Annotated in this window: 8 protein-coding genes; 1 reads left to right on the top strand and 7 read right to left on the bottom strand. The window is 68.0% G+C overall.

Annotated features, from left to right (window positions below; genetic code table 11):
• Positions 1-214: 214 nt before the first annotated feature.
• The 7 genes from KBW98_RS04045 to KBW98_RS04015 all read right to left on the bottom strand — a co-directional run bounded on the left by KBW98_RS04045 (position 215) and on the right by KBW98_RS04015 (position 9,094).
• Positions 215-2,755, bottom strand: coding sequence for an excinuclease ABC subunit UvrA (locus tag KBW98_RS04045; RefSeq protein WP_211518849.1), 2,541 nt, complete (start codon positions 2,753-2,755; stop codon positions 215-217).
• A 78-nt stretch (positions 2,756-2,833) separates the two neighbouring features.
• Complete coding sequence (locus KBW98_RS04040) at positions 2,834-4,078, bottom strand: glycosyltransferase (RefSeq protein ID WP_211518848.1); 1,245 nt, start codon at positions 4,076-4,078, stop codon at positions 2,834-2,836.
• Between the two features lie 181 nt (positions 4,079-4,259).
• Positions 4,260-4,799: a pyridoxamine 5'-phosphate oxidase family protein gene (locus KBW98_RS04035; protein WP_211518847.1), complete on the bottom strand. Its 540-nt coding sequence runs from the start codon at positions 4,797-4,799 to the stop codon at positions 4,260-4,262.
• A 94-nt stretch (positions 4,800-4,893) separates the two neighbouring features.
• Positions 4,894-5,313, bottom strand: a complete 420-nt coding sequence (locus KBW98_RS04030; RefSeq protein WP_211518846.1) for a MarR family winged helix-turn-helix transcriptional regulator — start codon at positions 5,311-5,313, stop codon at positions 4,894-4,896.
• Positions 5,306-6,184, bottom strand: coding sequence for an alpha/beta fold hydrolase (locus KBW98_RS04025; protein WP_211518845.1), 879 nt, complete (start codon positions 6,182-6,184; stop codon positions 5,306-5,308). Before KBW98_RS04025 ends, KBW98_RS04030 begins: the two co-directional genes overlap by 8 nt.
• A 166-nt stretch (positions 6,185-6,350) precedes the next feature.
• On the bottom strand, positions 6,351-6,815 hold the full coding sequence (locus tag KBW98_RS04020) for a DUF1854 domain-containing protein (protein ID WP_211518844.1): 465 nt from the start codon (positions 6,813-6,815) through the stop codon (positions 6,351-6,353).
• Entirely contained in the window at positions 6,815-9,094 is a 2,280-nt protein-coding gene (locus tag KBW98_RS04015) for an ABC transporter ATP-binding protein (RefSeq protein WP_229428965.1), read from the bottom strand. The genes KBW98_RS04020 and KBW98_RS04015 overlap by 1 nt, the downstream gene beginning before the upstream one ends.
• Before the next feature lie 296 nt (positions 9,095-9,390).
• Between KBW98_RS04015 and cphA the strand changes: the two genes are divergently transcribed.
• Positions 9,391-11,565: a cyanophycin synthetase gene (cphA, locus tag KBW98_RS04010; RefSeq protein ID WP_211518843.1), complete on the top strand. Its 2,175-nt coding sequence runs from the start codon at positions 9,391-9,393 to the stop codon at positions 11,563-11,565.
• The last annotated feature ends 14 nt before the right edge of the window (positions 11,566-11,579 follow it).

Genomic DNA, 11,579 nt, shown 5'->3' with positions numbered 1-11,579 from the left:
TTTGGCGCACACTGGAGAGAGGGGTTAGCACGAGCGTGCTGCTCAGCTGTTTGAAGGGGCGGAAATCTGAATTTTTTTAGTAAATACAAAGAACTACGATCCGTGACCGTAGGGTGGACGGGTCCCCCGTCCACGCGTTCAACCTCCGTATGCCGGCACCGACGCGATAACGAAGCCGATACCTGTCACCGCGTGGACGGCAGAGCCGTCCACCCTACGGGATATGCTTGCGCAGGTAGGGCGCCGTCCGGCTCGTCTTGTTCCTGGCCACCTCCCCCGGCGGACCGCAGGCCACCAGCTTGCCGCCGGCGTCGCCCGCCCCCGGCCCGATGTCGATCACCCAGTCGCTGCCCGCCACCACGCGCATGGTGTGCTCGACCACGATCACGGTATTGCCCGCATCGACCAGCCGGTTGAGCTGCACCATCAGCCGGTCGGCATCGAGCGGATGCAGGCCGGTGGTCGGCTCGTCCAGCACGTACAGGGCGTTGCCGCGCGTGGCGCGCTGCAGCTCGGCCGCCAGCTTGATGCGCTGGGCTTCGCCCCCGGACAGCTCGGTGGCCGGCTGGCCCAGGCGCAGGTAGTCCAGGCCCACCTCGGCCAGCACCTCGAGCGAGCGTTCGACCAGGGGCTCGTCCTTGAAGAAGGCGATCGCCTCCCCCACCGTCATGCCGAGCACCTCGGCGATGTTGCGGCCGCGGTAGGTCACTTCCAGGGTCTTGGCGTTGTAGCGCGCGCCTTCGCAGGTGGGGCAAGGGGCGTACACGCTGGGCAGGAACAGCAGCTCGACCATCACGAAACCTTCACCCGCGCAGTGCTCGCAGCGGCCCTTGGCGACGTTGAAGGAAAAGCGGCCGGCGTCGTAGCGGCGCTTGCGCGCGTCCGGCGTGGCGGCGAACAGCTTGCGCACCTGGTCGAACAGGCCGGTGTAAGTGGCCAGGTTGGAACGCGGAGTGCGGCCGATCGGCTTCTGGTCCACCCGCACCAGGCGCCGCACGCCCTCCATGCCGCTGGCGATGCGGCCTTCCAGCGGCAATTCCTCCTCCTGCTCCAGGCTCGGCTCGCCCGGCGTCTCCTCTTCTTCCACGGGCGCGTGGCCGAGCGCCGCGCTCACCAGTTCCACCAGCACCTGGCTGACCAGGCTGGATTTCCCCGAACCGGACACGCCGGTGACGCTGGTGAGCACGCCCAGCGGGAAGGCAACGTCGATGCCGTGCAGGTTGTTCCGGCGCACGCCTTCGAGCTTGAGCCAGCCGGTGGGCGTGCGCGGCGCGCGTTGGGGCAGCGGCGCCTCGTCGAACAGGTAGCGCCGGGTCTGCGACTTGTCGACCTTGCGCAGGCCGCCAGGCTCGCCGCTGTACAGGATCTGGCCGCCGCGCTCGCCCGCCATGGGGCCGACGTCGACCAGCCAGTCGGCCTGGCGGATCACGTCCAGCGCGTGCTCGACCACGAACAGCGAATTGCCGGCCGCCTTGAGCTGGGCCAGGGCGTCGAGCAGGGCCTCGGTGTCGGCCGGGTGCAGGCCGGCCGAGGGCTCGTCCAGCACGTAGACCACGCCGAACAGGCTGGAACGCACCTGGGTGGCCAGGCGCAGGCGCTGCAGCTCGCCCGGCGACAGGGTCGGCGTGCTGCGTTCCAGCGCCAGGTAGCCCAGGCCCAGGGCCAGCAGCACTTCCAGGCGCGCATACAGGTCGGCCGCGATGCGGCGCCGCACCACCACCTGCTCGGCGTACAGCCCGCCGGTGTCCTTGTCCTTGCCTTCCGCATAGGGACGCAGCAGCGCGGCCAGGCGTTCGAGCGGCATGCGCGAGATCTCGGCGATGTCGGCGCCGGCGAAGGTGACCGACAGCGATTCCTTGCGCAGGCGCTTGCCCTCGCACTCCGGGCAGGCGGTGCTGACCATGTAGCGGGCCACGCGCTTCTTCATCGACGCGCTCTCGGTATTGGCGAAGGTCTGCAGCACGTAGCGGCGCACGCCGGTGAAGGTGCCCTGGTAGCTGGGCGTCTCCTTGCGCCGCAGGGCGGCGCGCGTCTCCTTCGGCGTGAGGCCGGCGTACACCGGCACGGTCGGGCTCTCCTCGGTGTACAGGATCCAGTCGCGGTCCTTGCGCGGCAGGTCGCGCCAGGGCGTGTCGACGTCGTAGCCCAGGGTCACCAGGATGTCGCGCAGGTTCTGGCCGTGCCAGGCCGGCGGCCAGGCGGCGATGGCGCGCTCGCGGATGGTGAGGCTGTCGTCAGGCACCATCGACTGCTCGGTGACGTCGTAGATGCGGCCCAGGCCCGAGCAGCGCGGACAGGCGCCCTGCGCGGTGTTGGGCGAGAAGGATTCCGCGTACAGCAGCTCCTGCCCCGGGGGATAGTCGCCGGCGCGCGAGTACAGCATGCGCAGGGAATTCGACAGGGTGCTGACGCTGCCCACCGAGGAACGGGCGGTCGGCGTGCCGCGCTGCTGCTGCAGGGCGACGGCGGGTGGCAGGCCTTCGATCTCGTCCACTTCCGGCACCGGCATCTGGTGGAACAGGCGGCGCGCATAGGGCGAGACCGATTCCAGGTAGCGCCGCTGGGCTTCCGCGTACAGGGTGCCGAAGGCCAGCGAGGACTTGCCGGAACCGGACACGCCGGTGAACACCACCAGCGCGCCGCGCGGGATGTCGAGGCTGACGTTCTTCAGGTTGTGCTCGCGCGCGCCGCGCACGCGCACATAGCCCTCGGGGGTGGGGTCCTGTCCGGCCTGGTTGTGTTTCTTGTTGGGCATGTGCCCTCCAGCATCATCGACGATGTGGCATTAGAGCGCAGCCAGGTCCCGGCGTCGGTGCGATTCCCAACAGTGGCCCTAGGCCGCGGCCAGGGCTTCCAGGCGGGCGCACAGCGCGTCGATGCCGGTGGGCGCATTGAAGCGCATGCTGGCCTCGCGGCAACCCCGCGTCATCTCTTCCTTCCCGACGACCTGCCCTAAGGCCTGCGCCATGCGCGCAGGCGTCACACGCGCCGCATGCAGGCTGGCCCCGGCGCCGAGGGCCACCACCCGCGCTGCGTTGTCGAACTGATCGTGGGCCAGCGGCACGACCAGCTGGGGCGTGCCGGCGCGCAAGGCCTCGGCCGTGGTGCCGATGCCGCCATGGTGGGTCAGCGCGGCTACGTGGGGCAGCAGGGCCTTGAGCGGCACGTAGTCCTGCCACAGGATGTCGTCCGGTAAGGACGCGGGAAGCTGGTCGCGTTGCGGGGTCAGGAACAGGCCGCGCAGTCCGAGTGTGCGCAGCGCCTGCGCTGCGGCGGCGAAGTAGCGGCCGGCCTGGCGGTTGCCGGTGCCGGGCGTGAAGGCCACGGGCGGCGGCCCGGCTGCCAGGAAGGCTTGCAGCTCGGGGCGCAAGCCGGCATCCGGCGCCGGATCGTAGAGCGGGAAGCCGGTGCGGAACAGGGGCTTCGGCCAGTCCGGCTGGGTCGGCGCGAACCATTCCGGAAACAGGGTGATGGACAGGTCGGGGATGCCGGAGATGTACTCGATGAGCCCGTCCACGGGCGGCAAGCCGCGCTTGGTACGGGCCGCGTTCACGTCCGGCAGTGCGACCGGGTCGATCAGCCGTGCGCCCAGGCTGCGCCAGAGCCAGCGGCGGACGCCATGCGGCACCCAGCGCGGCACGCGCCAGGGGCCGAGCATCAGCGGATCGTGCACGGTGGGCAGGTTCGAAGGCGCCAGGTAGGCGGCCGCGATCTTCAGGCCGGGGTGGGTGGCGCGGCACAGGTCGGCCTCGGGCAAGGCCAGCGGGTGGGCCAGCAGCAGGCGCGCCTCGCCCGGCGGCAGCGCATCCATGAAGGCGGGCAGCTCGGCCATGGCGGGGCGTGTCGCGCGCCAGACGACGGCCAGGCCGCGGGTCGGGTGCCACAGGTCGGGGTGGTCGAGCACCGCCGGGTCGGCGGGCAGGCCGTGGAAAGGCAGGCCGGCCTGGCTGACGTAGGGTGCGTGCTGGGTGGGCCCCAGGAAATCGACGCGGTGGCCGCTCGCGTGCAGGGCTGTGCCTATCCAGAGGAAGGGGAAAAGGTCGCCGGCTGAGCCGATGGTGACGATGATTGCGTGCATGGGCGGCTAGAAGCTCACTGCGGTATTCGCAGCCACCAGCCATAAGACCGTCACCCCGGCGAAGGCCGGGGTCCAAGTTCGTTGCGCGCTGGTGAGCGTGCAAACTTGGGTTCCGGCCTGCGCCGGAACGACGTTCTAATGTCGCGGGACTGGCGTACGGATTTATCCACCTCTTCCGAATCTAGCTGAAGGTCAGCCGCCCCTCGATCGAATCGTCGAGCGTCTTGCCCACCACGGCCCCAACGGCCACCTTGGCCCCGGCCACCGCATCGCCGTGCTTGTTATCCCAGTAGTAGCCGCTGCGCGGCGTCACCTTGATGACCGTGATGCGCGGATCGTCCTCGCCCTCGGTGAACCAGGTGCGTAGCATGAAGTTCCACAGGCGCTTGATCTGGGCCTTGTCCTGCGAGATCTCGGCCTTGCCGTCGAGTTCGAGGAAGCCGGAATGCTTGCTGACCTGGAAGTAGAGCTTCACGTTCGGATCGATCACCAGTTCCTGGTTCTTGTGGCTGTCGATGCTGCTGAGGAACCACAGGGCGCCGTTGTCGTCCGCCTCGCGCACGCTCATCGGGCGCACGCCGCGGCTCGGTCCCAGGCTGGCATTGGTCGAGAAAAAGCAGGTGTCGGCGTCCTTGGTCATGTTCTTGACGCGTTCGATCGCCTCGACGCCGCTCAGGTCACGGCGGTTCTGCTCGGGCTGTTGTTGGTTGATGGAATCCATGAGTCCTCCGATGGCCTACGGCCGATGGGAAGACTCTACGCGGGATCGGTGGCGAGGTATGTGGGAGCACGTACAGACCGGCGCAACGCGCCCGTCAAAGACGGGTCGCCTGGTCGAGCCAGCGGGCCACGACGCTGAGCTCCTGCGGGGTGAAGCCGGCGCTGAGCTTGGCGTTCAGTTCCGCCAGCGCGCCGGTCGCCAGGCGGCTCGCTTCCCTGCCCTGTTCGCTCAGGCGCAGGCGCGTCAGGCGGGCGTCATGGGCGTCGCCCACACGCTCGACCATGCCGGCCGCCTGCATGCGCTTGGACAAATTGGTCACGGCGGCCGGCGCCACGTCGAGCGCCTGCGCGATCTCGCCGATCGCGGCGTCCTCGCGCGAGGCCAGCAGGAACAGCAGCCCGGCCTGTGCCGCGCTGGCGCCTTCCCAGGCTTCGGGACGGCCTTCGATCCAGCGCTGCATGGCGCGCTGGGCGCGGTTGACCAGGGCGACGAAACGCGGTTTCTGCTCAGGCATGCGCCCTCTCTTCCTGGCTGCAGTGCGCCAGCAGCCAGTCGGCGGCCTCCGCCCACAGGCCGGCCTCGCAGCGGCGGCGGAAGAAGCCCATGTGGCCGATGCCCGGCACGCCCGCCTCGCGCGGAGCGACCTCGCGCCGCTGGAGGCGGGCCTGCGGCAACGGCGAGACCAGCATGTCGACCGCCGCCGGGTTGGCCCAGGGGTCATCCGTAAAGCTCAGCACCTGGAGCGGGACGCGCACCTGCGCCATGCGGCGCGCGGCGTCGACCTTGGGGTCGTCGAAGAAATAGCGCCGGCTGGCGCACCAGCCCGACCACTGCAGCATCACGCCGCGCGGCAGGTCCTCGCCCAGGCCGATGCGCTTGCCCGGCATATAGCCCAGCACCCGGCACAGCACCGGCGCCAGCACGCTGAGCACGAAGCGCACCCGCTGGCGCTCGAACCAGCCGCGCACGGTATGGGTGGCGCCGGCATGGGCCGCGACCAGCATGGCGGCGCGCAGCCCGTTGGTGGAGGGCGACAGCGCCAGCGCGTGGCCGCCGACGCTGTGGCCGACGGCGACCAGCGGCAGCTCCGGGAACTGCGACTTCGCCCAGGCGGTAACGGCGGGAACGTCTTCGTCGATCCAGTCGGCCATGGTGACCTCCACGCCGCGCAGGCTGGCCGGGCGCGAGCGGCCGGTGCCGCGGTAGTCGTAGGTGATCACGTTCAGGCCGCGGCCGGCCAGGTAGTCGGCGAAGGCGGCGTAGAAGCCCTGGGTGACGGCGGTGGCGGGGTGGATCAGGACCACGCCTGCGGCGTTGGGCACGGTGCGGCAGGTGGCGGCCAGGGTGGTGCGGGCGACGGGGATGGCGGGTTCGGTGAGCTGCATGGGGCGCTCCGGGATCGTTAACGTGTTAACTAAGTTAGCACGCTGGTTCGTGGCGGGGCAAGGGAGGGATTAGAGGGAGTTGTCGAACGTGGGAGGTGTGCTGCAAACTTGGGTCCCCGCCTTCGCGGGGACCCAAGTTTGCCGGAACAGCCGATAGCGCTACCGATCAGAGAAACCGATCCAGAATCTTCCTGCTGTGCTTATCAATCTTGTACATATCCCGCACCAGGAAGTTGATCCCATGGCTATCCGCCACCAGCAGCGAGGCATCGCCCACCCGCCGGATATCCTCATCCACCTTGAGCACGAACTCGGTCTCCCCGCGGTCGGTCTTCACATACCAGGTGCAGGGCGTCGCGAAGCTCGACACTTCCCTGATGTGCAGGATCTCGGGAATGAATTCGCGTCCCTCGATCTCTTCCTGCACCAGGGTGCGGATCTGCTCCGGCACCTCCGCCAGGTCGTCGATCCAGGCCACTTCCTTGCCCCCGTCGCGCACCAGCGAGATACCCCTGGTCGGCGCCTGGATGGGGAAGGCGCGCACGGGGATCACGCCGACGTGTTCCTCGCCGCCGTCAAGGGTGATCACCAGCTTGCCGAAGGCGTCGCGCCGCAGTTGGAAATTGCTCATCAGTCGTCCTTGTCGTCCATGTCCTGGTCCACGTTGCGCGCCTGCGCTTCGTAGAGGCGGTGGTAGGCGCCTTCGCGCGCCATCAGCTCGTCGTGGTTGCCCTCTTCCACCACCACGCCGCGGTCGAGCACGACCAGGCGGTCGGCGCGATGCAGGGTCGACAGGCGGTGCGCGATGGCGATGGTGGTGCGGCCTTGCACCAGGTTGTCGAGCGCCTTCTGGATTTCCTTCTCGGTTTCCGAGTCCACCGACGAAGTCGCCTCGTCCAGGATCAGGATCGGCGGGTCGATCAGCAGCGCACGCGCGATCGAGATGCGCTGGCGTTCGCCGCCCGACAGGCCCTGGCCGCGCTCGCCCACCATCGAGTCGTAGCCTTGCGGCAGGCGCAGGATGAACTCATGGGCGTGGGCCGCGCGCGCCGCGGCGATGATCTCCTCGCGGCTGGCGCCCGGTTTGCCGTAGGCGATGTTCTCGGCAATCGTGCCGAAGAACAGGAAAGGCTCCTGCAGCACCAGGCCGATGTTGCGGCGGTAGTCGGCCACGGCGAAGGAGCGGATGTCCTTGCCGTCGAGCAGGATCGCGCCTTCGGCCACGTCGTAGAAGCGGCAGATCAGGTTGACCAGGGTCGATTTGCCCGAACCGCTGTGGCCGACCAGCCCGACCATCTCGCCGGCCTTGATCTTGAGCGAGATGCCGCGGTTGACGGCGCGGTTGCCGTAGCGGAAGCCGACTTCGCGCAGCTCGATCTCGCCGCGGACCTTGTCCACCTTGATCGGGTTGGCCGGGTCCGGCACGCTCGACACATGGTCGAGGATGTCGAAGATGCGCTTGGCGGCCGAGGCCGACTTCTGCGTCACCGAGACGATGCGGCTCATGGAATCGAGCTTCACGTAGAAGCGGCCGCTGTAGGCGATGAAGGCGGTCAGGGTGCCCACCGTGATGTCGCCGCGCGAGACCTGCCAGATGCCGAAGCACCAGATCACCAGCAGGCCGATCTCGGTCAGCAGCGAGACGGTCGGCGAGAACAGCGACCAGACCTTGTTCAGCTTGTCGTTGACGGCCAGGTTGTGCTTGTTGGCTTCGCGGAAGCGGGCGGCTTCGCGCTTTTCCTGGGCGAAGGCCTTGACCACCCGGATGCCGGGAATGGTATCGGCCAGCACGTTGGTGACCTCGCCCCAGACCCGGTCGATCTTCTCGAAACCGGTGCGCAGCTTGTCGCGCACCACATGAATCATCCAGGCGATGAAGGGCAGCGGAACCAGGGTGACCAGCGCCAGCCAGGGATTCATGCTGAACAGGATCACGCCCGTCATGATGATCAGGAGGACGTCCGACAGGAAGTCGAGCAGGTGCAGCGACAGGAAGACACTGATCCGGTCCGAGCCGCTGCCGATGCGCGACATCAGGTCGCCGGTGCGCTTGCCGCCGAAGTACTCGAGCGACAGACGCAGCAGGTGTTCGTAGGTGGTCGAGCGCAGGTCGGCGCTGATGCGCTCCGACGCCAGCGCCAGTACATAGGTCTTGCCCCAGCCAAGGGCCCAGGCCAGCATGGCGGCGCCGAACAGGCCGCCCATATATAGATAGACAAGCGAGGTGTCGATGGTCTGGCCGTTCTGGTACGGAATCAGGACGTTGTCCATCAGCGGCTTGGTCAGGTAGGGCGGGATCATGTGCGCCCCGGTGGAACCGAGCATCAGCAGGAAGCCAGCAAGCAGCTGGCCTTTGTACGGCCTGGCGAAACGCCACAGGCGGAACAGGGTCCAGGTCGACGGCGGGGTGTGCAGGACTTTTTCGCAGATCGGGCAGTCTTCCTGGTTCGGCTCCAGCGGCGCCTTGCAACTTGGACAAGTATGCTGCTCGGGCGGCTGCACCGGCACCCCGGTGGCCACGCTCTCGACCTGGTCGGTGAACTGGTCGACCACGCGGATCGCCTGCAGGTTCTGACCCAGGGTAAACCGCCAGGACGCCAGCAGGCTGTGTTCATCCACCAGGTCCAGGTGGCCGACGCCGGCGTGGTCGTGGTGGCGCAGCACCAGGCCGGCGCGCAGCGGCCAGTCGCGCCAGGCGCTCTCGCCCGGGGCGTGGGCCAGCAGGCGGCGGTTGGTCACCACCACCAGGCCCTTCACGAAACGTAATTTCGCGTCGAGGTCAACCTCCACGCTGCTTAAAACGTTTTCCCCTGGTGCAAGCTGTTTCGCGACGTCACTTTGCCAACGTTCAGGCAAAAAACTGGCGGCTACCGCCAGGGACGACGGACGAACAAGTTGTTGAGTTGTCATGTATTGCGCCCGGTAACAGGCAAAAGTTCTGGAGGGATGAGCAAGGCAGACGGCTCGGCAAGCACAAAAGGACTGTCAATGCGCCGCTGCGTGAAACGCTCCACAGAGCGGGTTAACGTTCTCGGCTAACCTTTGGATGACATAGGGCGATACTGGCAGAAAATGTTGCGGCACGGTAAGCTCCGGGCCGGCAAGTATACAGGATGAACGCCGCACAACGGATTTTGGCGGCGGGCATCGCGGATAAGGTAATCGTCCAGGTGAGCAAACGGACACGTGGACATAGATATTGTTAAATGAACAAGAAGAACGACATCAAGTTTCTCCGCGTTAGCTATCTTCGCGGTCCGAACATCTGGACGTATCGCCCGGTGCTCGAGGCCTGGCTCGACATCGGCGAGCTCGAAGAATGCCCCTCGAACACCCTGCCCGGCTTCACCGAACGCCTGACCGCCTGGCTGCCGGGCCTGGTCGAGCACCGCTGCGGCGTCGGCACGCACGGCGGTTTCATCGAGCGCCTGGTGGACGGCACCTGGGCCGGCCACATCCTCGAGCACATCGTGCTGGAGCTGCAAAACCTGGCCGGCATGAAGACCGGCTTCGGCAAGACCCGCTCCACCGGCGACCACGGCATCTACAAGATGGCCTTCCGCACCCGCGACGAAACGGTCGGCCGCGCCGCCCTCGACGCCGGCCACGCGCTGATCATGGCCGCGATCAACGACACGCCCTTCGACCTGCCCGCCACTGTGGCGCGCCTGACCGAGCTGGTCGACCGCTACTGCCTGGGCCCGTCGACCGCGCACATCGTCGACGCCGCCACCGACCGCAAGATCCCGTCGATCCGCCTGACCGAGGGCAACCTGGTGCAGCTGGGCCACGGCGCCGCCCAGCGCCGCATCTGGACCGCCGAGACCGACCGCACCAGCGCCATCGGCGAAGGCATCGCCAGCGACAAGGACCTGACCAAGACCCTGCTGGCCTCCTGCGGCGTGCCGGTGCCGGAAGGCTCGATCGCGCGCAGCCCCGAGGACGCCTGGGACGAAGCCCAGGACATCGGCCTGCCGGTGGCGGTGAAGCCGATCGACGGCAATCACGGCCGCGGCGTGTCGCTCAACCTGATGACCGAGGCGGACGTGAAGGCCGCCTACGAGATCGCCGCCATCGAAGGCGACAGCAAGTCGGTGCTGGTCGAACGCTTCATCCCGGGTAACGAGCACCGCCTGCTGGTGGTCGGCCGCAAGGTGGTCGCCGCCGCCAAAGGAGAGTCGCTGTGGGTCACGGGCGACGGCAAGCTGAACGTCACCGAACTGTGCAACACCCAGATCAACACCGACCCGCGCCGCGGCGAGAGCGAGGAACATCCGCTGGGCCGGGTCAATCCGGCCGACAGCGAAATCCTGCTCGAACTGAAGCGCCAGGGCTTCGTTCCCGACTCGGTGCCCCAGGCCGGCCAGAAAGTGCTGATCCAGCTGAACGGCAACGTCGCCGACGACGTCACCGACCTGGTCCACCCTGAAGTGGCGCATGCCGCCGCGCTGGCCGCGCGCATCGTGGGCCTGGACATCGCCGGCATCGACCTGGTCTGCGAAGACATCTCGCGTCCGCTCGGCGAGCAGCGCGGCGCCATCATCGAAGTCAATTCCAGCCCGGGCCTGCTGGCCCACATCAAGCCCGCCAGCGGCGAGCCGCGCAACGTGGGCGCGGCCATCGTCGACCACCTGTTCGGCCCGAACGAGAACGGCCGCATCCCGGTCGTGGGCGTGACCGGCACCCTGGGCACCAGCCTGATCGCGCGCCTGGTCGGCTGCCTGGTCCACATCACCGGCAAGCACGTGGGCGTGGCCAACGGCGAAGGCCTGTACCTGGATGCGCGCGAAGTCTCGAATCGCGATTCCACCGGTTTCGACGCCGGCCAGCGCCTGCTGATCAATCGCACCGTGCAGACCGCCGTGTTCGAATCGAACGCGCGCTCGATCCTGGCCGAGGGCCTGCCCTACGACCGCTGCACCGTGGGCGTGGTGACCGACATGGAAGGCCTGGCCGACGTGGCCGAGTTCCACATCCGCGACGACGAAGCCTTCCGCAACGTGATCCGCAGCCAGGTCGACGTGATCCTGCCAGAAGGCGCGGCCGTGCTGAACGCCGCCAACGAGGCGGTGGCGGCCCTGGCCGAACTGAGCGACGGCCGCGTGATCTTCTACGCGCTCGACGAGCACAACACGGTCATGGCCGAGCACCGCGCCAAGGGTGAACGCGTGGTGTTCGCGCGCGACGGCCGCATCGTGCTGGCCGACGGCGCGCAGGAAACGCCGCTGCTGGAACTGGCGAAGATGAAGCCGTCGACCGTCAAGCACCCGGAAAGCGTGCTGGCGGCGGTGGCTGCCGCCTGGGCCCTGGGCGTGCCCTCGGACCTGATCTGCGGCGGCCTGCGCGCCTTCGACGCGACCCCGAAGAAAGCAAACAACTAATCTATGCAAACGGC

It is taken from the genome of Massilia sp. ST3 (genome assembly GCF_018119405.1).
GTDB lineage: Bacteria > Pseudomonadota > Gammaproteobacteria > Burkholderiales > Burkholderiaceae_D > Telluria.
This window is presented reverse-complemented; position numbering and strand designations above follow the sequence as displayed.

What these genes read in the sequence shown, in the direction of transcription:
- KBW98_RS04045 (WP_211518849.1), bottom strand. Translation starts at nt 2,755, where the DNA reads ATGCCCAACAAGAAACACAACCAGGCCGGACAGGACCCCACCCCCGAG.
- KBW98_RS04040 (WP_211518848.1), bottom strand. Translation starts at nt 4,078, where the DNA reads ATGCACGCAATCATCGTCACCATCGGCTCAGCCGGCGACCTTTTCCCC.
- KBW98_RS04035 (WP_211518847.1), bottom strand. Translation starts at nt 4,799, where the DNA reads ATGGATTCCATCAACCAACAACAGCCCGAGCAGAACCGCCGTGACCTG.
- KBW98_RS04030 (WP_211518846.1), bottom strand. Translation starts at nt 5,313, where the DNA reads ATGCCTGAGCAGAAACCGCGTTTCGTCGCCCTGGTCAACCGCGCCCAG.
- KBW98_RS04025 (WP_211518845.1), bottom strand. Translation starts at nt 6,184, where the DNA reads ATGCAGCTCACCGAACCCGCCATCCCCGTCGCCCGCACCACCCTGGCC.
- KBW98_RS04020 (WP_211518844.1), bottom strand. Translation starts at nt 6,815, where the DNA reads ATGAGCAATTTCCAACTGCGGCGCGACGCCTTCGGCAAGCTGGTGATC.
- KBW98_RS04015 (WP_229428965.1), bottom strand. Translation starts at nt 9,094, where the DNA reads ATGACAACTCAACAACTTGTTCGTCCGTCGTCCCTGGCGGTAGCCGCC.
- cphA (WP_211518843.1), top strand. Translation starts at nt 9,391, where the DNA reads ATGAACAAGAAGAACGACATCAAGTTTCTCCGCGTTAGCTATCTTCGC.